Genomic DNA, 24841 nt, shown 5'->3' on the forward strand with positions numbered 1-24841 from the left:
AACTCGCCACTGTCGTCACGGCATTGCGGACGGCAACGTGGTCGGCATGCACCCCGAGATTCTGACTCAAGACGGATACGCCTATGCCTCTGTCGACGATGCCCCCACCCGAGAACTCTTCCCCGGCATCCGGGTTCGTCCGCTCTGGTCGAGCCCATCCGGCGCGCACGCAAACGTGCTGGAGATGGACGCGGGCACATCATGGCCACGACGAGACATCCACGCGCCCGGCCCGGAAGAGGTCTACGTCGTCGCGGGCATCTTCAATGACGGCGCCCGCGATTACCCCGCCGGAACATTCCTGCACGCACCGGCCGGATCATGGCATGTGCCCGCAACCACAATCGGCTGCACACTTTTCGTCTTCTACCCCGAGGGCTAGCGGCGGTCCCGCCCGAGCGCTATCAAGAAAAACAAAGGCCCGCCGCGGAATTCGCGGCGGGCCTGTTGGGGTTGGGGGTCAGTGAGCGAAGGTCGAGGCGTTCTTTGCCAGGTCGAGGAGGGGTTGCGGGTAGATGCCGAGGACCAGGGTGGTCGCGGCGGTGAGGGCGATGAGAGTGGTTGTCATAGTCGGGTAGACCACCGTGGGAGCCGGGCTGGGGGCGTCGGTGAAGAACATCAGCACGATTACGCGGATGTAGAAGAAAGCCGCGATGGCGCTGCTGATTACGCCGACGATGACCAGGGTGGAGGCGTCGCCGGAGGTGGCGGCGGTGAAGACGCCGAACTTGGCGATGAACCCGCTGGTGAGTGGGATGCCGGCGAAGGAGAGCAGGAACAGGGAGAAGATGGTTGCCAGCCAGGGGGAGCGGCGGCCCATGCCCGCCCAGGCGGGGAGGGCGGTGGCTTCTTCGCCTTCGGCGTCGCGGACCAGGCTGACGACCGCGAAGGCGCCGAGGGTGCCGAGGCCGTAGACGGCGAGGTAGAACAGGACCGACGAGACGCCTGACTTGTTGGCCGCCACCAAGGCGGTGAGGATGAAACCGGCGTGTGCGACAGAGGAATACGCGAGCATGCGCTTCATGTCGGTCTGGGTGACGGCGAGGATCGCGCCGACCACCATGGTGGCGATGGCGATGGCCGCCAGCACCGGACGCCAGTCGTTGCGCAGGGCGGGCACCGCGACGTACAGCACGCGCAACAGTGCACCGACTGCCGAAATCTTGGTCGCCGCGGCCATGAACGCGGTGATCGAGGTGGGCGCGCCCTGGTAGACGTCGGGAATCCAGGACTGGAACGGCACCGCGCCGATCTTGAACAGCAGCCCGACCGCGAGCATCGCGACCCCGAGAATGGCCAGGGTGTGCGAGTTTCCGGTGTCACGCCCGACGGCCTCGGCGATGCCCTGCATCTTGATGGTGCCCGAGTACCCGTACAGCAGCGCCACCCCGTAGAGGAAGAACGCCGACGAGAACGCCCCCAGCAGGAAGTATTTCAGCGCCGCCTCCTGCGAGAGCAGCCGCTTGCGCCGCGCCAACCCACACAGCAGATACAGCGGCAGCGACAGCACCTCGAGCGCGATGAACATGGTGAGCAGGTCGTTGGAGGCCGGGAACAGCATGAGCCCGGCGACCGCGAACAGGGTGAGCGGGAAGACCTCGGTGGTGGCGACTCCGGCTCGGGTGGCGGCGATTTCGTCGGGGCTGCCGGGGGTGGAGGCGGCCTGCGGGGCGAAGGCGTCGACCCCGCCGCGGGATGCGGTGAGGCTCCAGGTGCCGGGGCCTTCGCGCCGGACGGTCATCCGGTCGGCCCGGCGTTCACCGATGAACAGGATCCCGAGGATGGCGACGATCAGGATGGTGCCTTGCAAGAACAGTGACACTCCGTCGATGGCGACCGCGCCGACGACCGCCGTCTCCGACACGTCACGCAGTCCGATCACCGCGCCGAACGCGACGGCCAGACCGCCGAGCGCCAGCACCATATGGCTGGGATAGCGGAAGCGCCTGGGCGCGAACGCTTCCACCAGCACGCCCGCGACCGCGACACCGAAGACGATCAGCATCGGCGAGATGTCACGGTATTCGATGCTGGGCGCCGGAACGGTCGCGGCGAGCGGTGAATCGAATACCGCGGCGAGCAATCCTCCACTCATTTGTGGGCACCTCCCGTGTTCGTCTGGGCGGCTTCCGGTTTCACGGCCGGTGCCGGATCATGCTGTCCGATGGTGGTGAGGGTGCGGGCCACGGCCGGATCGATGCGATCGAGCACGGGCTTCGGGTACGCGCCGAGGAACAGCAGCGCCGCGATCAACGGCACCACCACGACGAGTTCGCGCGGCAGCAGATCGTAGAGCCGATCGTTGCCCTGCTTGACCGGGCCGGTCATCATCCGCTGGTACATCCACAGGATGTAGATCGCGGCCAGCACCAGCGCGGTGGACGCCAGGATCGCGGCGACCGGATAGCGCGTGAATGTGCCGATCAGCACCATGAATTCGCTGATGAACGGCGCGAGACCGGGCAGCGAGAGGGTGGCCAGACCGGAGATGAAGAAGGTGCCCGCCAGCACCGGCGCGACCTTCTGCACCCCGCCGAACTCGGCGATGAGCCTGCTGCCGCGACGCGACACCAGGAATCCGGCGATCAAGAACAGTGCGGCCGTGGAGATCCCGTGGTTGACCATGTACAGCGTCGCCCCGGTGCCGCCCTGCGTGGTGAGCGCGAAGATGCCCAGGATGATGAACCCGAAGTGCGAGATCGAGGTGTAGGCGATCAGCCGCATCACGTCGGTCTGACCGATGGCCAGCAGCGCCCCGTAGATGACGCCGATGACCGCGAGCACGCTGATAACCGGCGCGTAAGTCGATGTGGCGTGCGGGAACAGCAGCAGGCAGTAGCGCAGCATGCCGAACGTGCCGACCTTGTCGACCACCGCCATCATCAGCACCGCGCTGGCCGGTGTCGCGGAGACCGCGGCGTCCGGCAGCCAGGTGTGCAGCGGCCACAGCGGCGCCTTCACCGCGAAGGCGAACATGAATCCGAGGAACAGCGCGTTGAGTACAGCCGGGGTGGCCCCGAGGTGCCCGGAGTTGGCCGCTTCCATCACAACCCGGAAGTCGAAGGTGCCCGCGCCGTCGGTCCCGAGCTTGTCGCGCGCGGTGATCACGTACAGCCCGATCACCGCGGCCAGCATGATCAGCCCGCCGAACAGGTTGTACAGCAGGAACTTCACCGCGGCCCGAGACCGCTGCTGCCGCACCGTGACGTCCCCGGTGCGCGGCCCGAAGCCGCCGATCAGGAAGTACATCGGGATCAGCATGACCTCGAAGAACACGTAGAACAGCAGGATGTCGAGCGAGGTGAACGAGATCAGCACCATCGATTCGACGACCAGCGTGAGTGCCACATAGAAGTGCGTGACCCGCGGCCCGGAGCCGACTTCGCGTTCGTCCTGCCATCCGGCGAGCAGCAGCAGCGGCACGAGTCCGACGGTGAGCAACACCAGCACGAGCGCGATGCCGTCGATGCCGAGCGTGTACCCGGCACCGAATGCCGGTATCCATTCATGCTTTTCGACGAACTGGTACTGCTCGCCGCCACTCTTGAACTGGGTCGCCAGCCAGATCGCGATCCCGAGGGTCCCGAGGGACACCAGCAGCGCGAACGTCCGCACTCCGGTACGCCACCCGGCCGGGAACAGCAGCGAGAGCGCCGCCCCGGCCATTGGGACCACCCAGAGCGTGGTGAGCCAAGGAAATTCACTCACAGGAACCTCACCACCAGCAGGGCGGCGACCACCAGGGCCGCGCCGGTGAACATGGACAGGGCGTAGGAGCGCACGAATCCGGTCTGCACGCGCCGGATTCGGGCGGACAGTCCGCCGATGACGGCGGCGGTCGTGTTGACCAGACCGTCGATGCCGCGGTTGTCGACGAACACCAGCGACCGGGTCAGATGCTGACCGGGGCGCATGAACGCGGCCTCGTTGGCGGCGTCACCGTAGAGGTCGCGGCGAGCGGCCTCCACGAGCGGTGTTGCGGCGGGCGCGGATTCGGGAATCGGGTGCGACGCGTACTGGTCGTAGGCGACCCAGATACCGGCCGCGACGACCGCGAGCGCGAAGAACGTGATCGACCAGGCCGGGATGATCGGCTCGCCGTGATGCGTGCCGACGACCGGCGCCAGCCAGTTCTGCAGCGAGGACCCGTAGGCGAAGATCGCGCCGGAGAACACGGATCCGAAGGCCAGCAGGATCATCGGGCCGGTCATCGACGCCGGGGACTCGTGCGGGTGCGTACCCTCGTTCCACCGCTTCTCACCGAAGAAGGTGAAGATCATGACCCGGGTCATGTAGAAGGCGGTGATGCCCGCGCCGCACAGTGCCGCTATACCGGTGACGATGCCGCCGAACCCACCCTGCGTGAACGCCGCCTCGATGATCCGGTCCTTGGACCAGAACCCCGCGAAGGGCGGAACACCCAGGATCGCAAGGTATCCCAGCCCGAAGGTGACGTAGGTGACCGGCAGCAGTTTGCGCAGCCCGCCGTAGCGCCGCATGTCGGTTTCGTCGTTCATGGCGTGCATGACCGAGCCCGCGCCGAGGAACAGTCCGGCCTTGAAGAACCCGTGCGTGAGCAGGTGCATGATCGCGGCGGCGTAGCCGATCGGCCCGAGTCCGGCCGCGAGGACCATGTAGCCGATCTGGCTCATGGTCGAGGCGGCGAGAGCCTTCTTGATGTCGTCCTTGGCACAGCCGATGATCGCACCGAAGATGAGAGTGATTGCACCGACTGCCATTACGGCACCGCGCGCACCCGGGGCCAGATCGAAGATCGGGTTGGAGCGCGCGATCAGGTACACACCGGCGGTGACCATGGTGGCCGCGTGGATGAGCGCCGACACCGGGGTCGGGCCCTCCATCGCGTCACCGAGCCAGGACTGCAACGGCACCTGCGCGGACTTGCCGCACGCACCGAGCAGCAGCAGAAGGCCGATGGCCGTGAGGGTTCCGGTTCCGGCGAGATGCGCGGACCCGAATACCGTCCCGTAGTCGACGCTGCCGAACGTCGCGAACATGACCATCAGCGCGATCGCCAGACCCATGTCACCGACCCGGTTGACCACGAACGCCTTCTTGGCCGCCGTCGCCGCGGACGGCTTGTGGTACCAGAATCCGATCAGCAGGTAGGACGCCAGGCCGACGCCTTCCCAGCCCAGGTACAGCACCAGGTAGTTGCCCGCGAGCACCAGCACCAGCATGGCGGCCAGGAACAGGTTGAGGTAGGCGAAGAAGCGCCGCCGCCCCGGATCGTGGGCCATGTAGCCGATCGAATAGATGTGGATCAGCGATCCGACACCGGTGATCAGCAGCGCGAAGCACATCGACAGCTGGTCGAGTTGCAGCGCGAAGTCGACCTTCAGCCCGGTCACCGGCAGCCATTCGAACAGGCTGTAGTGCACGGCCCGTAGCGAATTCGTGCGGTCGAGCATGTCGGTGAACGCCCACACCGCGACCCCGAAGGAGGCCAGCGCCAGCGCCGTGCCGAGCAGGTGTCCCCACTTGTCGGTGGTCTTGCCCAGCAGCAGCAGGAAGACGGCACCACCCAGGGGCAGTGCCGGCAGCAGCCACAGCATCATCTGTGCGGTGTCCACGTCAGTACCTCAGCAGACTGGCGTCATCGACCGAGGTCGAGCGGCGGGCACGGAAGATGCTCATGATGATGGCCAGGCCGACAACGACTTCGGCGGCCGCCACGACCATGGTGAAGAACGCGAAGACCTGTCCGTCGAGGTTGCCGTGCACGCGCGCGAAGGTGACGAAGGCCAGGTTGACGGCGTTGAGCATGAGCTCGATGCACATGAACACCACGATGGCGTTGCGGCGCACCAGCACTCCGGCCGCCCCGATCGTGAAGAGCAGGGCCGAGAGGTACAGATAGTTGTCCGGGTTCACCGCAAGCCTTCCTCGTGGGAGTCGTTGCCGTTCTTGCCGTTCGCGGCTTCGCCGTCCCCGCTGCCGTTTTCATTGGCGCTGCCGCTGCCGACGGTCAGCACGACCGCTTCGGTGTGGGCGCGGTTGCGGCGGTGACGCAGAATCGTGCTGACCGACAGCTCCTCGAAGGAGCCGTCCGGCAGCCGCGCGGGCGCGTCGACGGCGTTGTGGCGGGCGTACACGCCGGGCGTCGGCAGCGGCGTGACCCGGGTGCCGTCGCGGAAGCGCTGCTTGGACAGGGTGCGCTGATCGGTTGGCGGACCGAACTTCTCGCGGTGCGCCAGCACCATCGCGCCGATGGTGGCGGTGATGAGCAGCGAGCCGGTGAGTTCGAACGCCCACACGTAGCGCACGAAGATCAGTTCGGCCAGCGCCCCGATGGTGTCGTTGCCGCCGAGGCCGGGGCCGGTCTCCGCGACGCTCTTGCTCGCGACACCACGCGCGATGCCGCCGATGAGCAGCATTCCGAATCCGATGCCGACCACGATCACCGCGAGCCGCTGTCCACGCAACGTTTCCCGCAGTGATTCAGCGGAATCCACGCCGACGAGCATCAGCACGAACAGGAACAGCATCATGACCGCGCCGGTGTAGACGACGATCTGCACGATGCCCAGGAACAGTGCGCTCTGGGCGATGTAGAACGCGGACAACGTGATCATGGTGGTGGCCAGGCACAGTGCCGAGTGCACGGCCTTGCGCGCGCACACCATGCCGAGCGCCCCGGCCACCGCGATCACCGCGAGGATCCAGAACTGCACGGCCTCACCGGTCGAGGTGTGGGTGACGATCTGCTGCCCGGACTGGGCGAGGAGGCCGGTCATCGCTTGACCCCTTCCGTGGCGGTGAGTTCGCTCGGCGCACCGGGGACTTCACCGCGGTAGTAGGAGCCCTCGTCCGCGCCGGGGTACATGGCGTGCGGCGCGGCGACCATGCCGGGCTGCATAGGCGCAAGCAGGTTCTGCTTCTCGAGGATGAGGTCGGCGCGGTTGTCGTCAGCCAGTTCGTACTCGTTGGTCATGGTCAGCGCCCGCGTCGGGCAGGCCTCGATGCACAGGCCGCAGCCGATGCAGCGCAGGTAGTTGATCTGGTAGACGCGGCCGTAGCGCTCACCCGGGGAGAAGCGCTCCTCCTCGGTGTTGTCCGCGCCTTCGACGAAGATGGCGTCGGCCGGGCATGCCCATGCGCACAGCTCGCAGCCGATGCACTTCTCGAGGCCGTCGGGATGCCGATTGAGCTGGTGGCGGCCGTGATAGCGCGGCTGCGTCGGCGTCTTGACCTCGGGGTAGTGCTCGGTGTTGGGCTTCTTGAACATGGTGGCCGCGGTGACCATGAAGCCGCCGAGCGGTTCCAGCAGACCGGGTTTCGGGGTGGCTGCCATCGGAGTCGCGGGCATGGGTGGCACCGGGAAGTCCGAGTACATGCGAGTGGCGTCCTCGTCCGGCGCGGCCTTGCTGCGGTCGTCGCCCGCGTGCCCGGCTTTCAGCACCATGCCCAGCAGCACCAGTGCGACGACGATGCCGCCGATCACCATGCCCGGTGTCTGGATGTGAACCCCGTTGTTCTGCAGCACCTTCAGCGTCGCGACGAACATCACCCAGGCCAGCGAGACCGGGATCAGCAGCTTCCAGCCCAGGTTCATGAACTGGTCGTAGCGCAGTCGCGGCAGCGTGCCGCGCAACCAGATGAACACGAACAGGAACGTCCACACCTTGGCGACGAACCAGATCATCGGGTACCAGCCGGAGTTCGCGCCCGACCACAGGCTGATCGGGAACGGCGCGTGCCAGCCGCCGAAGAACAGCGTGGTGGCCAGCGCGGAAACCGTTGCCATGTTGATGTACTCGGCCATCATGAACATGGCGAACTTCAGCGACGAGTACTCGGTGTGGAAGCCGCCGACCAGCTCGCCCTCGGCCTCGGGGAGGTCGAAGGGCGCGCGGTTGGTCTCACCGACCATGGACACCGCGTAGATCAGGAACGAGGGCAGCAGCAGGAAGACGTACCAGGTTCCGTACTGCGCCTGCACGATTCCCGAGGTGGCCATGGTGCCCGAGAGCAGGAACACCGCCGCGAAGCACAGCGCCATCGCGATCTCGTAGGAGATGACCTGCGCGGTGGAGCGCAGCCCGCCCAGCAGCGGGTAGGTGGAGCCGGAAGCCCAGCCCGCCAGCACGATTCCGTACACGCCGACCGAGGCCATGGCCAGGATGTAGAGCACGCCCACCGGCATATCGGTCAGCTGCAACTGGGTCTTGTGCCCGAACATGGTGACCTGCGGGCCGAACGGGATGACCGCGAACGCCATCACGGCCGGGATCAACGCGATCACCGGCGCGAGAATGAAGATCGGCTTGTCCACGATGGCCGGGACGATGTCCTCCTTGAGGAGCATCTTCACGCCGTCGGCGATGGACTGCAGCGAACCGCGCGGGCCGACCCGGTTGGGGCCGACGCGCATCTGCATGAACGCCACCACTTTTCGTTCCGCGTACACCGCCAGCATCGGGATGAGCAGCAGGAACACGAAGATGCCGACCGATTTGATCAGCACCAGCCACCACGGGTCGTGGCCGAACATACTCAGGTCACTCACGGTGGTCCTCCCGACGGATGCGCACGAGGTGTCCGGGTGTGGTGCCGAGCTGCACCAGCACGTCGGACCCGGAAGAGTTCATGGGCAGCCACACCACGCGGTCGGGCATCTCGGTGATGACCAGGGGCAGGGTGATGTGGCCGTGATCGTTGCCGACGGTGACGGGATCGCCTGTGGTGGCGCCGATTTCGGCGGCGGTGGTCGCGGACAGCCGCACCACGGGGGTGCGGGCGGTACCGGCCAGGTTGGGTTCGCCGTCCTGCAGGCGTCCCCGGTCGATCAGCATGCGCCAGGACGACAGGATCGCGGTGCCCGCATTGGGCTGGGCGATCGGATGCGGCCGGTGCACGGGGGTTGCGGCGGCCGGTCCGTCCCAGGTTCCGAGGTCGGCCAGTTCGGCGCGAGCCGCGGCCGCGTCGGGAAGACCGAGGCGGATGCCCATTTCGGCGGAAATCGCGTCCAGTACCCGGTATTCGGGCAGGGGCGCGGCCTCGCGGCGCACGGTGGAGTCGCGCAGCGCGGCGTCGAACTGGCGGTGGCGGCCTTCCCAGGTGAGGAAGGTGCCGGTCTTCTCCATGGCCGAGGCCACCGGGAACACCACGTCGGCGCGGTCGCTGATATCGCTGCGCCGCAATTCCATACACACCACGAAGCCGGCGGCGTCGATGGCGGCCAGGGCCGCGTGCGGGTCGGGCATGTCGCCGACCTCGACGCCACCGATGAGCAGTGCGCCCAGGGTCGGTGCGGCGGCGAGGATGCCGGACAGGTCCCGGCCTGCCGTGACGGGCAGGTCCTCGACGTTCCAGGCCTCCCGAACCTGCTGGCGTGCAGCGAGATCGGCGACCGGGCGACCACCCGGCAGCAGCACCGGCAGGGCACCGGCCTCGAGCGCGCCGCGTTCTCCGGCCCGCCGGGGGATCCAGGCCAGGGCCGCACCGGTCTCGTCGGACAGGCGCGCGGCGGCGGAGACGCCACCGGGGATGCCGCCGAGACGTTCGCCGACGAGGATCAGCGCGCCGGGCTCGCGCAGCAGCGAGGCGATGTCTCGCAGTTGCGTCGAACTCAGTGCGGTGGAGTCGGGTTCGCCGGTGCGAATGGCTTCCAGGATGTGCGGCTCGCCGCCGGGCGCGGTGGAGAGCAGGGTGCCGGACAGTCGTTGCAGGCCGCGGGTCATGTACGGGGCGAGTGAGTAGATCGCGGTGCCGTACTTGCGGGCCGCCTTGCGCAGCCGCAGGTACACCATCGGCGATTCTTCCTCGGCCTCGAAGCCGACGAACAGCACGAACGGCGCCCGTTCGAGGGCCGCGTAGTCGACCGTGATGCCCTGCCCGGCGATGCGGGCGGCCAGGAAATCGGCTTCCTCGGCGGAGTGCTCGCGGGAGCGGAAGTCGATGTCGTTGGTGTTCAACGCGACTCGCGCGAACTTGGAGTACGCGTAGGCGTCCTCCATGGTCACGCGCCCGCCCAGCAGCACCCCGGCATTGCCGCGCGCCGACGCCAGCCCGCGCGCGGCCACCGTGATCGCCTCCGACCAGGAGGCCGGTTGCAGGGTGCCGTCCTGCCAGCTGCGCACCAGCGGTGTGGTGAGCCGGTCGGGTTCGGTGTTGTAGGCGAACGCGAAACGGCCCTTGTCGCAGTTCCATTCCTCGTTGACCTGCGGGTCGTCACCGGCGAGACGGCGCATCACCTTGCCGCGGCGGTGATCGGTGCGCTGCGAGCAGCCGGACGCGCAGTGCTCGCACACCGCCGGGCTCGACACCAGGTCGAAGGGCCGGGCCCGGAACCGGTAGGTGCTGCCGGTGAGCGCGCCCACCGGGCAGATCTGCACGGTGTTGCCGGAGAAGTAGGAGTCCATCGGCTCCCCGGCCGCGATGCCGACCTGTTGCAGCGCACCACGATCCATCAGTTCGATGAACGGGTCACCGGCGACCTGCTGCGAGAAGCGGGTGCAGCGCGCGCACAGCACGCAGCGTTCCCGATCCAGCAGGATCGCCGAGGACAGCGGAATCGGCTTGGGGTAGGTGCGCTTCACACCGTCGAAACGGGATTCGGCGCGCCCGGCCGACATGGCCTGATTCTGCAACGGGCACTCACCGCCCTTGTCGCACACCGGGCAGTCCAGGGGGTGATTGATGAGCAGCAGCTCCATCACTCCCTCCTGGGCCTTCGCGGCGGCGGGGGAGGAGAGCTGGGTGTGGATCACCATGCCCTCGGCGACGGTCTGCGTGCACGACGCGACCGGCTTGCGCTGACCCTCCACTTCGACCAGGCACTGGCGGCACGCGCCGACCGGGTCGAGCAGTGGGTGGTCGCAGAAGCGGGGGATCTGGGTGCCGATGAGTTCGGCGGCACGGATCACCAAAGTGCCCGGGGGCACCGAAACCGTTGTGCCGTCGATGGTTACGGTCACCATGTCGGTGGGTGCGACGCCCCCACCGGTACTGGGTGTTGCGGTCTGGGTCATCGCGCTCCTTGGGCCCACACCGTGGTGCGGGCCGGGTCGAACGGGCAGGCACCGAGGTGGATGTGCTCGACGTATTCGTCGCGGAAGTACTTGAGGGAGGAGAAGATCGGGCTGGCCGCGCCGTCACCGAGGGCACAGAAGGACTTGCCGTTGATGTTGTCGGCGATGTCGGCGAGCTTGTCCAGGTCGGTCTCGTCGCCCTGGCCGCGTTCCAGGCGTTCCAGGAGTTGGACGAGCCAGTAGGTGCCCTCGCGGCAGGGGGTGCATTTGCCGCAGGATTCGTGGGCGTAGAACTCGGTCCAGCGCAGGACCGCGCGCACGACACAGGTTGTCTCGTCGAAGATCTGGAGGGCCTTGGTGCCGAGCATGGAGCCCGCGGCGGTGACGCCCTCGTAGTCGAGGGGGACGTCGAGGTGTTCGGCGGTGAAGATCGGGGTCGAGGAGCCGCCCGGGGTCCAGAACTTCAGGGTGTGGCCCGCGCGGACGCCGCCGGCGTATTTCAGCAAGTCCCGCAGGGTGATTCCCAGGGCCGCCTCATACTGGCCCGGTCGCGTCACGTGACCGGAGAGCGAGTACAGGGTGAAGCCCGGCGACTTCTCGGAACCGAAGGACCGGAACCAGTCGACACCGTTGGCGATGATCGACGGCACGGACGCAATGGATTCCACATTGTTGACCACGGTCGGGCAGGCGTACAGGCCCGCGACGGCCGGGAACGGGGGACGCAGCCGCGGCTGACCGCGACGGCCCTCCAAGGAATCCAGCAGCGCGGTTTCCTCACCGCAGATGTAGGCGCCCGCTCCGGCGTGCACCACGATCTCCAGGTCGAAGCCGGAACCCTGGATATTGCGGCCGAGATAGCCTGCGGCATACGCCTGCTGGACCGCGGCCTGCAAACGGCGTAATACGGGCACGACTTCGCCTCGCACGTAGATGAACGCGTGCGAGGCGCGGATCGCGTAGGCGGCGATGATGACGCCCTCAATGAGGACGTGCGGGCTCGCCAGCATGAGCGGAATGTCCTTGCACGTACCGGGTTCCGACTCGTCGGCGTTGACCACCAGGTAGTGCGGCTTGGTGACGCCGTCCGGGCCGGGGCCCTGCGGGATGAAACCCCACTTCATGCCGGTGGGGAAGCCCGCGCCGCCGCGACCGCGCAGACCGGAGTCCTTGATGCTCGCGATCACCTCGTCGGGCTGCATGCGCAGCGCCTTCGGCAGTGCTTTGTAGCCGCCCTGACGGCGGTACGCGGGCAGTGTCCAGCCCTCGGGATCCGCCCAGTGCTTGCTCAGGACGGGGGTGAGAGCGATCGTCACTTGACGCCTCCGTCGGTCGAATCCTGTTCGGCGACTTCCAGTCCGGCGAGGGTCGCGGGTCCGGGGGCGCCGTCCGTGGCCCCGGGGCGCTGATCCTCGTAACCGGCGAGAATGCGGGCGGTCTCGCGGAAGGTGCACAGCGGAATACCGCTGCGCGTGCCGGTGACCTCGTCGCCGCGACGCAGCGCGTCGACCATGCCCTTGGCGGAGTCGGGCGTCTGGTTGTCGAAGAACTCCCAGTTGACCGTCATCACCGGCGCGTAGTCGCAGGCCGCATTGCATTCGATGTGCTCGAGCGTGACCGCGCCGTCGGCGGTGGTCTCCCCGTGCTTGATTCCCAAGTGCTGCTTCAGCTCCGAGAAGATCTCGTCGCCGCCCATCACCGCGCACAGGGTGTTCGTGCAGACCCCAACGTGGAAGTCACCGGTCGGTGTGCGCCGGTACATCGAATAGAACGTCGCGACCGCGGTGACCTCGGCATCGGTCAATCCGAGCTGCCCGGCGCAGAATTCGATGCCGGTCCCCGACACGTACCCCTCCACCGATTGCACGAGATGCAAAAGGGGAAGCAGTGCCGAACGGGGATGCGGGTAGCGCTCGATGATCTCCTTGGCTTCCAGCGCCAGCCGGTCGTACACCTTCTCCGGGTAGGGAATCGGCCGCACGGTCAGGTTCAGCATGATCTCGGTCATCGGTCCACACCACCCATCACCGGGTCGATGGAGGCGACGGAGGCGATCACGTCGGCGACCAGGCCGCCCTCGCACATCGCCGCCACCGCTTGCAGATTCGTGAAGGACGGGTCGCGATAGTGCACCCGGTAGGGCCGGGTGCTGCCGTCGCTGATCATGTGCACGCCCAGCTCACCGCGCGGGGATTCGACCGCCACGTACACCTGGCCGGGCGGGACCCGCAGGCCCTCGGTCACCAGCTTGAAGTGGTGGATGAGCGATTCCATCGAGGTGCCCATGATCTTGCCGATGTGCTGCGGAGAGTTGCCGAGGCCGTCCGGCCCGAGCTGCAAGTCGGCAGGCCATGCAATCTTCTTGTCCTCCACCATGATCGGGCCCGGTCGCAGCTTGTCGAGGCACTGCTCGACGATCTTGACCGACTCCTTCATCTCGTTGACGCGGATGAGGTAGCGGCCGTAGCAGTCGCAGCCGGTGTCGACCTGGACATCGAATTCGTAGTTCTCGTAACCGCAGTAGGGCTGGGACTTGCGCAGGTCGTGCGGCAGACCGGTGGCGCGCAGCACCGGGCCGGTGATGCCGAGGGCCATGCAGCCGGTCAGATCCAGGTAGCCGACATTGCGGGTGCGGGCCTTCCAGATCGGGTTCTCGTTGAGCAGCAACTCCATGTCCCGCAGGCGCTTCGGCAGCAGGTCGAGGAGTTCGCGCACCTTCTGCACGCCGTCCTCGGGCAGGTCCTGCGAGACGCCGCCGGGTCGGATGTAGGCGTGGTTCATGCGCAGACCGGTGATGTTCTCGAACACGTCGAGGATCAGTTCGCGTTCGCGGAAGCCGAACAGCATCGGGGTCAGTGCGCCCAGTTCCATGCCGCCGGTCGCGAGGGCCACCAGGTGCGAGGAGATGCGGTTGAGTTCCATGAGCATCACCCGAATGACGCTGGCGCGCTCAGGGATGTCATCGGTGATGTCGAGCAGCTTCTCGACGCCGAGGCAGTAGGCGGTCTCGTTGAAGAACGGCGACAGGTAGTCCATCCGGGTCACGAAGGTGACGCCCTGGATCCAGTTGCGGAACTCCAGGTTCTTCTCGATCCCGGTGTGCAGGTAGCCGATTCCGCAGCGGGCCTCGGTGACGGTCTCGCCCTCGATCTCGAGAATCAGGCGCAGCACCCCGTGGGTGGAGGGGTGCTGCGGACCCATGTTCACGACGATGCGTTCCTCGGCGACGCCGTCGAGCTGGTTGCGGATCTCGTCCCAGTCGTTGCCGACCACGGTCACCGCGCGTTCGGGGCGGCCCTCCGTCTCGGGGAGCGAATGCGTGTCGATGTCGTTCATCACTGGTAAGCCCTCCGCTGGTCGGGCGGCGGGATGCGCGCGCCCTTGTATTCGACCGGGATTCCGCCGAGCGGATAGTCCTTGCGCTGCGGGTGGCCACGCCAGTCGTCGGGCATGGCGATCCGGGTCAGCGAGGGGTGCCCGTCGAAGAGGATGCCGAAGAAGTCGTAGGTCTCACGCTCGTGCCAGTCCACGGTCGGATACACCGAGTAGAGCGACGGCAGGTGCGGATCGCTGTCCGGCACCGAGACTTCCAGCCGCACCCGGCGATTGTGGGTGATGGAGGTCAGGTGGTAGACGGCGTGCAGTTCGCGCCCGGTGTCCTCCGGGTAGTGCGCGCCGCTGACACCCAGGCACAGTTCGAAGCGCAGGGCTTCGTTGTCGCGCAACGTCTTCGCTACCACCGGCAGGTGTTCGCGGTGGATGTGCAGGGTGAGTTCGCCGCGGAAGACGATGATCTTCTCGATCGCCTCGTCGAACTTCGTCGCCAGCGCCAGGCGCAGGTGCGCGATGATCTCGTCGAAGACCGGACCGTAGGGCGGCGGGGTGCCGCCGGGCATGCTGACGGTGCGCACCAGGCGGCCGTAGCCGGAGGTGTCGCCGGTGCCGGAGACGCCGAACATGCCCTTGCGGACCCCGATCACCTCATCGGCGGGGGCCGTCTCGGGCTCGGGTTCCGTTGTTTCGGGCGGGTTTTCGGTCTGGTCCACGGCGTCCTCCGGGGGACGTTCGGTGCCGGTGGGTGCCGCGGTGTCCGTCGGTGCGTCGAATGTCATCGGAGCAGCCCCTTCAGCTGAATGGTCGGGGTGCTGGCGAGTGCGGCGGCCTCGGCGGCGCGCACGGCTTCCTCGCGATTGACGCCCAGCGGCATCTCCTGAATCTTCTCGTGCAGCTTCAGGATCGCGTTCAACAGCATCTCCGGCCGCGGCGGGCAACCGGGCAGGTAGATGTCGACCGGCACGATGTGGTCGACGCCCTGCACGACGGCGTAGTTGTTGAACATGCCGCCCGAGGATGCGCAGACCCCCATGGCCAGCACCCATTTCGGTTCGGTCATCTGGTCGTAGACCTGACGCAGGACCGGGGCCATCTTCTGGCTCACCCGGCCCGCGACGATCATCAAATCGGCCTGGCGCGGGGAGGCGCGGAAGGCCTCCATGCCGAAGCGGGCGATATCGAATCGTCCACCGCCGGTGGCCATCATCTCGATCGCGCAGCACGCCAGGCCGAACGTCGCCGGCCACAGCGAACTCTTGCGCAGATAGCCGGCCATATCTTCCACCGTGCTCAGCAGGAACCCGCTGGGCAGTTTTTCTTCGAGACCCATGTCGGACTACATCTCCCGTGTGGCTGATCCCCGCGGGCGGGGATTCCGATTCGAATTCCGCTGTGCGGCAATCAATCCCAGCTGAGCCCGCCGCGTCGCCACTCGTAGGCGTAGGCGACCGAGACGTTGAAGACGAACAACGCCATCGCGACCAGCCCGAACACTCCGAGCGAATCGAAATGCACGGCCCACGGGTACAGGAACACGATCTCGATGTCGAAGATGATGAACAGCATCGCGGTGAGGTAGTACTTCACCGGAAAGCGTTGGCCCCCAGCATCTCCCGGACCGCCACCGACCGCGTGCGGGGTCGGCTCGATGCCGCATTCGTAGGCTTCCTGCTTGGCCCGGTTGTAGCGTTTGGGGCCGATGAGGGCCGCCAGGAAAAGGGAGAACACCCCGAACCCGGCGGCTACCGCGCCGAGAACCAGGGTCGGTACCTCGATATTCACAACAGCACTACCCCTCCTGCGAGCTGGACGACGCACTACGGACGGCAGCTGCCGAGGCGCGGGCCGACATCGCCGGCCGGTCTCCGGATCGCCCCCGCGTGTGCGGGGTATGGACGATGTCAGTGGGGCATCACCAGTGATGCCTCACCCGCACTCGGTGTGAGCTACGGCACAGACTACAACTCGGGCGTCAAGATACATGACGATTCGCGATAGCGTTTGATCGAATTCGGAACGGTCTTTTATGACCGATTGGACGCAATCGCGAATGTCACGTGACATGGGTTTGCCCAGGTAGGGCGACAACCGGCACAGCGGTCGGAAACACTCGGCCCGAAACCCTCGAACCGGCACCCGAATCGGGCTATTTATGCGGCGAAGCTACTACCGAGCACGCCGAGGACCGCGTCGGTGAGGCGGATCGGGTCGATCGGGTGCGAGACCGCGGCCTCGGCACGCGACCAATTGGCCAGCCAGGCATCGTCCGGGCGGCCGGTGAGTACGACAATCGGTGGGCAGTCGGCGATTTCGTCCTTGAGCTGCTTGGCCAAGCCCAGACCGCCGGTCGGCGCGGACTCACCATCGAGGATCGCCAGATCCACCTTCGCAGCATCCATGCGTTCGATCACGACCGGACCCGTAGCCACCTCGGTGTATTCGATAGGCGGCAAATCCGGATGCGGCCGTCTGCCCAGAGCCATCATGATCTGGCTCCGAGTATCGGCATCATTGCTGTACACGAGAACCCGCAGTGCGGCGGGGCGTTTACCTTCGGCCACGCTCCGGATGGTACGGCCAGGGCACCGCAGTTCGGAGCAGCTTCGACCGAACCGGTCGGCGCGTCGCGGGATTCCGCGGCACGAAGCGGATATTCCACGCATGACGGAAGCATGACGCACATCGTGCGGACGGCGAGCCGGACTTACCGGCCCCTTGCGGCCCCGATAGCGTTTCCGAAGAGCGTGTCGTCGAACGAAGGAGCTGCTGTGCCTGCGGAATCCGTGGATGTCGTGGTCGTCGGAATGGGTCCGGGAGGCGAGGACGTGGCAACCCGGCTCGCGCAGGCCGGGCTCACCGTCATCGGCGTGGAAGGGCGGCTGGTCGGCGGCGAATGTCCGTACTACGCCTGCATTCCCACCAAGATGATGGTGCGGGCCTCCGGTGCGCTGGCTGAGGCGCGGCGGGTGGACGAGCTCGCGGGCAGCACGACGGTGCGACCGGATTGGGCACCGGTGGCCGCGCGGATTCGTGATGAGGCGACCGATAACTGGGATGACACTGTCGCGGTCGAGCGCTTCGAGAAGGCGGGCGGACGATTCGTGCGCGGGTGGGGGCGGATCAGCGCGGCCGGAGAGGTGACGGTGGCGACGGACGCCGGTGACCGGGTGTTCCGGGCCGGGCGGGCGATCGTGCTGAATCCGGGTACGGCTCCGGCGGTTCCGCCACTGCCGGGGCTCGAGGGCACGCCGTACTGGACCAACCGGGAGGCGGTGACGACGACCTCGGTGCCGGAATCGCTGATCGTGCTGGGCGGGGGACCGGTGGGCGTGGAGTTCGCGCAGATCTTCGCGCGGTTCGGGTCGCGGGTCACCGTGGTGGGACGGCTGGTGCCACGTGACGAACCGGAAGCCGGGGAGTTGCTCGCGAAAGTGTTCGCGGCGGAAGGGATCACGGTGCGCAGCGGGGTGCGCGGGGCCGGGGTGCAGCATGACGGGAGCGAGTTCACGCTCGAGCTGTCGGATGGCTCGTCGGTCAGCGCCGCGCAGATTCTGGTCGCGACCGGGCGTCGAACGGATTTGGCGGGCTTGGGAATCGGTGCGATCGGGCTCGACGAGGGCGCGAAGTCAATCCCGGTGGACAACCGGATGCGTGCCGCCGACGGGGTGTGGGCCATCGGTGACATCACGGGTGAGGGCGCTTTCACTCATATGTCCATGTACCAGGCCCGGATTGCGGCGAACGACATCCTCGGTGACGGTTCGGAGGTCGCGCAGTACCGTGCGGTGCCGCGTGTGACGTTCACCGATCCGGAGATCGGGGCGGTCGGTATGACCGAGGAGCAGGCCCGCGCCGCCGGACTGCGAGTTCGCATCGGATGCACGGAAGTGCCTACGTCCGTTCGTGGTTGGATCCAGAAGGTGGGCAACGAGGGCTTCATCAAGCTCATCGAAGACGCCGATCGTGGCGTTCTGGTCGGGGCAACTTCGGTCGGCCCGCAAGGTGGCGAAGTACTCAGCGCGCTCTCGGTGGCAGTCCATGCAGAGGTGCAGACCAGCACCCTGCGCGAACTGATCTTCGCCTACCCCACCTTCCACCGCGCCATCGAAGCCGCCCTCGAAGCCCTCGCTGCCGGTTAGACATCCCCGCGTATTCGTTGCTGTTCACCGCCCCCGCTCCAGCGGCATTCTGGTAACCATCGAAAGTCCCGAGCGTTGGGCGGTGGACACATGCGAATATCGGAAATTCTGCGTCGGAAGGGCACCGACGTAGTCACCATTGCACCGGATGCATCAGTGCGCGAACTACTCAGAATCCTTGCGGCACACAATGTCGGCGCGGTAATAGTCTCGCCTGACGGCACCACCATGGCAGGCATAGTCTCCGAACGAGACGTGGTCCGCCGCCTCCACACCACCGGCGCCGATCTCCTCGATTCCCCGGTCTCCTCGATCATGACGGCCACAGTCCACACGTGTTCCCCCGAAGACCGCGTCGAGACCCTCAACGCCACCATGACCGAACACCGAATCCGCCACATCCCCGTCCTCTCCGACGGCCGCATGATCGGCATCATCAGCATCGGCGACGTAGTCAAAAGCCAGATCTCCGAACTCCAAACCGAACGCGAGGCCTTGGTCCGCTACCTCCACAGCTGACCGTTTGCACTCACGAATCTTCACCGGCATCTCACTGTCCGTGCTGTGGCGCGGACACCGGTTGCGCAATGCCGTAGAGGATGTGTGCTCTCCGAAGGTCGATCTGCCGGGCGTCGTGAAGGTCGAGAAAGTAGTCGCACTGCCACTGCTGGGTCCGCATCGCTTGCCGGTTCCGGGTCGCGGACCACGGGGGATACACGCGAAACCCGCGCTTCCCACCTCGGCCCTCCACGGAAACGATGTCATGCTCGACCAGCGCGTTCTTGGGGAACGCGAACTGACCGACGTGCTGTCCCTCCCGGACGGTGATCACCAACAGATCGGTGCCATCCTCGGCGGCGAATGGCTCCGTCGACCCATCGGCCGCCCGTTTCCACACCGTCACGAACATTCCCACCTTCTTCGGGGTCAGCTTGCCGACTCGGAACCTGGCCGACCCGCGACCGACGCGAGAAACGAACGCCCCGTACTCGGCGTTCTCCATCTCGGGAACCGCGCCGGAAAACTCCAAACCCAGACAGCCGAAAAGATGTACTGCCTCGGCCACCGCGACCTGTCGCGGGTCCGATGCCATCACCCAGCCAACCCGAGGTCGAGTCCGGCTTCCCGTTGCCGTGTCGCGGTCGCCATGGACGGAAATGTACCGGAGTCGTCGTCATCCGGCGGCAATCACGTTCGGCCGCGGCGCCTCGCGACTGCGCTGAGTCCGTGTGGAGTCAGGGTGCGAACCGCTGCCAAGGGGCCGCAGCCTTTGGGCCCCGTAGGTCAAGCGTGCGAACTGCCCTGCGGTGTGGCCCTTCCAATCACGGAACGCCATCGCGAATGCCGATGTGCTGGTGTGCCCGAGATCAACCCGCCACGCAACCTTGCACAGACTGAAAACCAGGGCAGCCCCGTCGCGCAGCTGTCTCGTATCGCCGCCGAACTCTCTCGCGCAGCAGCCGAACTCGACCACACCGCGTCGGAACTCGGTCGCACAGCTTGAAATTTGGCATCGCCCGCCGCCTGCCGCTCACCAATCCGCGCGGACCGCAATCAATCATGATCAAGGAGCACTCACCGCGAGAATATGTCCGATTCTTGACAGTGAGCGCTCGTTGATCATGGAGAAGCTTGTCGCGATGGCCACCCTGGGGAGAAGCAGGGCTACTACGCTGGATTCATGAGCGGCGACTTGGGGCAGCGCCTGCAATCGGTGCGTAAGCGACGAGGGCTCACGCAACGTGAGCTCGCGGGGCAGTCCGGTGTTTCGGTGTCTTTTGTTCGGAAGATCGAACAGGGGGAGCGCGATGATGCGCGAATTGCGACGTTGCGGAAGCTTGCTGTGGCGTTGGGGTGTCCGCTCACGGCGCTGATCGGGTCTGCGCCTCGGCCTCCGGATAGTCGAAATGGTGAGAACTGGGCTGAGACTCGGCGGGCGCTCGACGTTATGGCAACCGGTGATGGTCGGGGTGAGCCAGGAGGAGGGGATGGCATCGGCGAATTGCTCAGTGGGGCAGTTCGGCTCTATCACGACAACGAGTACGGTCAGCTCGCGCGGGTGCTGCCGGGGCTCATTGCGGAAGGGGGAGAGGCGTCGCCGTTGCTGCGGGCTCGGATCCTGCAGTTGGCTGGATCGGTAATGGTGCAGACTCGGCAATTGCGCAGTGGGCGCATCGCTTTGGAGCGGGCCATGGTGGAGGCCGAATCCACTGGCAATCCGCTCGACGCGGCATCGGTGGTTGTCACGCTGAGCTGGCTCATGTTGGTGGAGAGGCAGTTCCAACAGGTCGAGGATCTCGCGTTGGGCTGGGCCGACCGCATCGAGCCGCGCCTGTCGTGTGGCACCGAACGTGAAATCTCCACGTGGGGATGGCTACTCCTGCGGGGCTCTGCCGCCGCGATCCGCGACAACCGCCCCGACGAGGCGGACGGCATGATGCGGCTTGCCCAGGCTGGGGCCATCGCGCTCAGGCGCGAACCTGATGCACAGCGCGACTATTGGACAATCTTCGATGCGGCTACCGTGGCGATGAAGCGAGTGGAGAACGCCGTTATAGACGAACGGCCTGACCTTGCTCTCCATCTTGCTGCGGATGTTCCGGCCGATCTGCGTCCCACTTCGGACAACCGCAACCGCCACCTCCTCGATGTCGCGGCCGCCCATATCGAACTTCGCCACTACGACGCCTCGCTCGACGTCCTCATGAAGCTCTCCCGAGAAGCTCGTTCCTGGCTCATCGAACAGCGCCTCGCCAAGGATCTCCTGACCGGCATGATCGACAAACGCCGCACTCTTACCTCGGATATGCGAGAGCTCGCAGACCTGATCCAGTTGGAGTACTGAGCCGAACGGTCAGTTGCGGGTCTGCCGCGTGGCACTTCCGTCCGGTGCCTGGCGAAAGTGCCATTGTCGCTGAGCCGTTGGTGAACGAACCTGGTTCCACGGCTCGAGCCCACCGAAGAGGCGAAGTGCACGCGGCGCTGATTTGCGTCAGGTGAATTCGGAGACAGCAATGTCCCGGGACCTTCGCCGAACCCGTTGTGGCCATTGCCGCAATTTCGCGCAGGCCACGTCCAGGATTTGAGAGGAGTCAACGATGAAGCCAGGGGCCATCGGGTATCTGCGACAAGATATATCGGGTTCGCGGCAGCAGTGGGATGAGATTCAGATTCGGAGTTTGGCGGCGCGGTTGGGGTATGACCTGCGGAAGACCGTGGTGTTCGGTCCGCATACGGATCGGCCTTTGCATCGACTGCGGGTTTTGGTGGGCAATCTTGGGGTCGAGGCGGTGATCGTGCCTGGGGCAGAGCATTTCGAGGGTGGGGAGGTGCCGTCGGAGCTGGTGGAGCGGGCCGATGTGATCATCGTTTCGCCGGAGCAGACCTTTGCGCGGTGGATCATTCCGCCTGACGCACCCGCCGATATGGGGTGCCACTGATCCCGTTGGGGCTGAGCAAGATCAGGGAGCTCCCACCGTGAGAATCATGCCGATTTCAACGGTGAGAGCTCCTTGATCATGAACGCCTGGCTGGCGGGTTTGGTCAGACCTTGAGGTTGCGGTCGAAGAGGGCGAGGAGTTCTTGGTAGTGGCGTTCGGCGGAATCGGCGTCGTAGGCGGAGGTGTCGGATTGGGTGTAGCCGTGGTGGGCGCCCTCGTAGACCTCGGTGCGGTGGGGGACGCCGGCGGCCTCGAGGGCCTTGTCGAAGGTGGCGTTGTGTTCGGGGGTGATGTGGCGGTCTTCGCCCGCCTGGGCGATGTAGACCTCGCCGGTGATGTTTGCGGCGGAGAGGTGGGGGCTGTCGGGGGCGTCGGTTACGAGGGGGCCGCCGTGGAAGCCACCGACTGCCGCGACGCGGTCGGGGAAGTTTGCGGCGGTGAGGACGGCCAGGCGGGCGCCCATGCAGTAGCCGGTGACGCCGACCTTGCCGTCGGTGACGAGCGGAGACGCGGCCAGCCAGTCGAGGTAGACGTTGGCGTCGGAGCGGAAGGACTCCGGGGTGAGGCTGCGGATCATCGGGATGATCTGCTGGAAGATCTCCGGGCGCTCGGCGGTGTCGATGAAGTCCGGCAGCTCCACGACGGGGGCGCGGCCGCTGCGGTAGAAGGCGTTGGGGGTCAGGACCGTGTAGCCGTGGGCCGCAATGCGATCGGTGAGTTCGCGCAGGCTGGGACGCAGGCCGAAACCGTCCTGGATCACCAGGACGCCGGGGTGGGGTGCGCCGTCGTCGGGGTGGGCGAGGTAGGCGTCGGCGACACCGTCGGGCGTCGGGATGTCGAGCGAGATGCCGTGTACCGCAGTCATCGTTGAGTTCTCCTGTTGACCGGTAGGTGTTCGGCCGAGGCCGAACAGGTGGGTGGGGTCGCTGGGGCCGAGTTCGTTGAGCGCCGCCACGATTCGACGCTCCTCCCAGCGGAAATGGGATTCGAGGATGGCTCGCAGGCCATCCAGTTCGCGGCGGATCTCGGTGGCATTGGCAGGGCTCACCGTATCCAGTAGTGCTGTGAGCTTGCCGAGAATGCCCGCCACCAGCGTGTGGTCGGCGCGCAGTTCCGCCAGGACCGGCGCGAGTTCGGGGTAATGCCGGGCCAACTCGGGGAAGGCCGTGTCGTCCTCGCTCATGTGGTGGCGAGTGACTGCCTCACAGAACGTGAGGCAGTGGGCGCGCAGGTCGAGGGGGTGTGCACCGCCGCTGATGTAGAGGTCGAGTTCGCTTGCGACACGTGACAGTTCGCCGCGCAGCCAGTCGTGAACTTCGACCAGTTGACGGCCGAGCGCCGAAGCGCGATCCGGAATCGCGGTCGACGAAGGGCGAGAAGGGGTTTCGGGCACGAGGAAGCCGTTCTATCGAGACCTGGACGCGCGCCGACCAGATTCGACGCGCATAAAGGAACGCGCCGGACCGATTCGGTAGGGCGCGGGGGAGCAGGGCTCAGACGACTCGGAAGTAGTTGTGCACGGCGGCCTCCTCGATACCGGTGCCTCCATGGCGCTTGCCGTCCTCGTGGCAGCGTCACGCGACACCGCCTCAACATCTACCACATGAGGTCCGGATCACCCTGAAACTCGCTTGACTGAAAATTCAGTCAGGAACTAGTGTCCTTACTTGCCGCGGGGTCGCCACCTCGCAGATGGACGCCACCACGGCATGCGTGGGCTGATGATTTTCGACCCGATTCCAGGAATGATTCGGATCGAATGCCCAGGAAAAGGAGACAGAGGATGCGACGGCGCACATTCGTACAGTCGACGATGGCCGCGCTGAGCGGCCTGTTGCTGACTGGTTGCAACGACAGCGCACTGCCCTTCGGCAGCAGCGGCGACAACTCACGCGATGACGGAAGGAAATGGCTGATGCCCGACGAGGGACAGCCGCACACCCGCACCTGGATGGCCTTCGCGGCCAACGAACGCATCTGGGGTGCCAACCTCGTGCCGGAGGTGCAGCGCAACCTGGCCACCATCGCCACCACGATCGCCCGCTACGAGCCGGTGTCGATGCTGGTGCGCGCGGGGGACATGGGCACCGCGAAATCGCTCATCGGCAACGCGAATGTGGAACTGATCGCCACCGACCTCGACGACCTCTGGATGCGCGACACCGGCCCGGTGTTCGTGAAGTCCGGAAACACCAAGGCCGGAGTCGATTTCAACTTCAACGGCTGGGGCGACAAGCAGCAGCACCGCAACGATTCGAAGGTCGCGCAGTTCGTCACCGGGCGCGCGGGCGTCGAAACACTGCACACCGATCTGGTTTTGGAGGGCGGCGCGCTCGAGGTCGACGGCGAGGGCACCGCGATCATCACCGAGAGCTGCGTGCTCAACAACAATCGCAACCGCGGCTGGAAGAAGCGCGATGTCGAGGAGGAACTCGACTACCTGCTCGGGATCAAGAGGGTCATCTGGCTGCCGGGTATCGCGGGCAAGGACATCACCGACGGGCACACCGACTTCTACGCGCGCTTCACCAGCCCGGGTGTGGTTGTCGCGGGCCTGGACACCGACCCGGATTCCTTCGACTACGACGTGACGCGGCGTCACCTCGACATCCTGCACTCGGCCACCGACGTCAACGGCCGCCCGCTCGAGGTCGAAACCCTCGAGAGCCCGAGCATCGTGCGCGAGAAGTTCGAAAACGATGATTTCGCAGCCGGATACATCAACTTCTACGTCTGCAACGGCGCGGTGATCGGCCCCGAATTCGGTGACGCCGACACCGATGCCGCCGCGAAATCCACGATGCAGCGCCTGTTCCCGAACCGCGAGGTGGTGCAGATCAATATCGACGGTATCGCCGCCGGTGGCGGTGGCATCCACTGCACCACGCAGCAGGAACCCGCGTAATCGGCCGCACACCCACCCGTACTGTGAGGA

General features: G+C 66.2%; 22 protein-coding genes and 1 pseudogene. 6 read left to right on the forward strand and 17 right to left on the reverse strand.

Translation table 11 applies throughout. The features are described from left to right. Positions 1 to 46: 46 nt before the first annotated feature. Positions 47 to 382, forward strand: a complete 336-nt coding sequence (locus OG300_RS11870) for a cupin domain-containing protein (protein WP_405495117.1) — start codon at positions 47 to 49, stop codon at positions 380 to 382. Positions 383 to 460: 78 nt separating this feature from the next. On the opposite strand, the gene nuoN is transcribed toward OG300_RS11870, so the two are convergent. The 15 genes and pseudogenes from nuoN to OG300_RS11945 form a co-directional block, all read right to left on the reverse strand. Next, positions 461 to 2095 carry an NADH-quinone oxidoreductase subunit NuoN gene (gene nuoN, locus OG300_RS11875; protein ID WP_405495119.1) on the reverse strand — a complete coding sequence of 545 codons (1635 nt, stop codon included), beginning with the start codon at positions 2093 to 2095 and terminating at the stop codon, positions 461 to 463. Next, entirely contained in the window at positions 2092 to 3708 is a 1617-nt protein-coding gene (locus OG300_RS11880) for an NADH-quinone oxidoreductase subunit M (RefSeq protein ID WP_405495121.1), read from the reverse strand. Before OG300_RS11880 ends, nuoN begins: the two co-directional genes overlap by 4 nt. Further along, positions 3705 to 5579, reverse strand: coding sequence for an NADH-quinone oxidoreductase subunit L (nuoL, locus tag OG300_RS11885; RefSeq protein WP_405498530.1), 1875 nt, complete (start codon positions 5577 to 5579; stop codon positions 3705 to 3707). The genes OG300_RS11880 and nuoL overlap by 4 nt, the downstream gene beginning before the upstream one ends. A 16-nt stretch (positions 5580 to 5595) precedes the next feature. Next, a complete protein-coding gene (nuoK, locus tag OG300_RS11890) occupies positions 5596 to 5895 on the reverse strand; it encodes an NADH-quinone oxidoreductase subunit NuoK (RefSeq protein WP_379352020.1) in 300 nt (99 codons plus the stop codon). Continuing rightward, positions 5892 to 6758: an NADH-quinone oxidoreductase subunit J gene (locus OG300_RS11895; protein WP_405495123.1), complete on the reverse strand. Its 867-nt coding sequence runs from the start codon at positions 6756 to 6758 to the stop codon at positions 5892 to 5894. The genes nuoK and OG300_RS11895 overlap by 4 nt, the downstream gene beginning before the upstream one ends. Then, positions 6755 to 7330 (reverse strand): NADH-quinone oxidoreductase subunit NuoI, encoded by a 576-nt coding sequence (gene nuoI, locus OG300_RS11900; protein WP_405498531.1) that lies wholly within the window; start codon positions 7328 to 7330, stop codon positions 6755 to 6757. Before nuoI ends, OG300_RS11895 begins: the two co-directional genes overlap by 4 nt. Further along, positions 7325 to 8515: pseudogene (nuoH, locus tag OG300_RS11905) on the reverse strand (NADH-quinone oxidoreductase subunit NuoH); the annotation flags it as partial. The gene nuoI and the pseudogene nuoH, both read right to left, overlap by 6 nt. 7 nt (positions 8516 to 8522) lie before the next feature. Next, positions 8523 to 10994: an NADH-quinone oxidoreductase subunit G gene (locus OG300_RS11910; protein ID WP_405495125.1), complete on the reverse strand. Its 2472-nt coding sequence runs from the start codon at positions 10992 to 10994 to the stop codon at positions 8523 to 8525. Further along, on the reverse strand, positions 10991 to 12304 hold the full coding sequence (nuoF, locus tag OG300_RS11915) for an NADH-quinone oxidoreductase subunit NuoF (protein WP_405498532.1): 1314 nt from the start codon (positions 12302 to 12304) through the stop codon (positions 10991 to 10993). The genes OG300_RS11910 and nuoF overlap by 4 nt, the downstream gene beginning before the upstream one ends. Before the next feature lie 2 nt (positions 12305 to 12306). Continuing rightward, positions 12307 to 13002: an NADH-quinone oxidoreductase subunit NuoE gene (gene nuoE, locus OG300_RS11920; RefSeq protein ID WP_405495127.1), complete on the reverse strand. Its 696-nt coding sequence runs from the start codon at positions 13000 to 13002 to the stop codon at positions 12307 to 12309. Then, positions 12999 to 14330, reverse strand: a complete 1332-nt coding sequence (nuoD, locus tag OG300_RS11925; protein WP_405495129.1) for an NADH dehydrogenase (quinone) subunit D — start codon at positions 14328 to 14330, stop codon at positions 12999 to 13001. The genes nuoE and nuoD overlap by 4 nt, the downstream gene beginning before the upstream one ends. Beyond that, the gene (locus OG300_RS11930) at positions 14330 to 15106 is read right to left on the reverse strand and encodes an NADH-quinone oxidoreductase subunit C (RefSeq protein ID WP_405495131.1); all 777 of its coding nucleotides are present in this window, start codon (positions 15104 to 15106) and stop codon (positions 14330 to 14332) included. The genes nuoD and OG300_RS11930 overlap by 1 nt, the downstream gene beginning before the upstream one ends. Next, positions 15103 to 15657 carry a NuoB/complex I 20 kDa subunit family protein gene (locus OG300_RS11935; RefSeq protein ID WP_405495133.1) on the reverse strand — a complete coding sequence of 185 codons (555 nt, stop codon included), beginning with the start codon at positions 15655 to 15657 and terminating at the stop codon, positions 15103 to 15105. Before OG300_RS11935 ends, OG300_RS11930 begins: the two co-directional genes overlap by 4 nt. Positions 15658 to 15728: 71 nt before the next feature. Beyond that, on the reverse strand, positions 15729 to 16109 hold the full coding sequence (locus OG300_RS11940; RefSeq protein ID WP_405495135.1) for an NADH-quinone oxidoreductase subunit A: 381 nt from the start codon (positions 16107 to 16109) through the stop codon (positions 15729 to 15731). 368 nt (positions 16110 to 16477) lie between these two features. Beyond that, positions 16478 to 16888, reverse strand: a complete 411-nt coding sequence (locus OG300_RS11945) for a hypothetical protein (protein WP_405495137.1) — start codon at positions 16886 to 16888, stop codon at positions 16478 to 16480. A gap of 207 nt (positions 16889 to 17095) precedes the next feature. On the opposite strand from OG300_RS11945, the gene OG300_RS11950 reads away from it, so the two are divergent. Both OG300_RS11950 and OG300_RS11955 read left to right on the forward strand, forming a co-directional pair. Then, on the forward strand, positions 17096 to 18466 hold the full coding sequence (locus OG300_RS11950; RefSeq protein ID WP_405495139.1) for a dihydrolipoyl dehydrogenase family protein: 1371 nt from the start codon (positions 17096 to 17098) through the stop codon (positions 18464 to 18466). A 90-nt stretch (positions 18467 to 18556) separates the two neighbouring features. Further along, positions 18557 to 18985, forward strand: coding sequence for a CBS domain-containing protein (locus tag OG300_RS11955; RefSeq protein WP_405495141.1), 429 nt, complete (start codon positions 18557 to 18559; stop codon positions 18983 to 18985). A gap of 31 nt (positions 18986 to 19016) precedes the next feature. Here the strand turns inward: OG300_RS11955 and OG300_RS11960 are convergent, their stop codons facing one another. Beyond that, positions 19017 to 19559: a MepB family protein gene (locus OG300_RS11960; RefSeq protein ID WP_405498533.1), complete on the reverse strand. Its 543-nt coding sequence runs from the start codon at positions 19557 to 19559 to the stop codon at positions 19017 to 19019. Positions 19560 to 20147: 588 nt separating this feature from the next. Here OG300_RS11960 and OG300_RS11965 point away from each other — a divergent pair. Both OG300_RS11965 and OG300_RS11970 read left to right on the forward strand, forming a co-directional pair. Further along, a complete protein-coding gene (locus tag OG300_RS11965; RefSeq protein ID WP_405495143.1) occupies positions 20148 to 21311 on the forward strand; it encodes a helix-turn-helix domain-containing protein in 1164 nt (387 codons plus the stop codon). A gap of 253 nt (positions 21312 to 21564) precedes the next feature. After that, complete coding sequence (locus OG300_RS11970) at positions 21565 to 21906, forward strand: hypothetical protein (RefSeq protein WP_405495145.1); 342 nt, start codon at positions 21565 to 21567, stop codon at positions 21904 to 21906. A 103-nt stretch (positions 21907 to 22009) separates the two neighbouring features. On the opposite strand, the gene OG300_RS11975 is transcribed toward OG300_RS11970, so the two are convergent. Next, on the reverse strand, positions 22010 to 23299 hold the full coding sequence (locus OG300_RS11975; protein WP_405495147.1) for a dienelactone hydrolase family protein: 1290 nt from the start codon (positions 23297 to 23299) through the stop codon (positions 22010 to 22012). Between the two features lie 390 nt (positions 23300 to 23689). Here OG300_RS11975 and OG300_RS11980 point away from each other — a divergent pair, with 390 nt between their 5' ends. Beyond that, positions 23690 to 24811: an agmatine/peptidylarginine deiminase gene (locus tag OG300_RS11980; RefSeq protein WP_405495149.1), complete on the forward strand. Its 1122-nt coding sequence runs from the start codon at positions 23690 to 23692 to the stop codon at positions 24809 to 24811. Positions 24812 to 24841: the final 30 nt, after the last annotated feature.

The organism is Nocardia sp. NBC_00511 (genome assembly GCF_045161165.1).
In the GTDB taxonomy this organism is placed as follows: Bacteria; Actinomycetota; Actinomycetes; order Mycobacteriales; family Mycobacteriaceae; genus Nocardia.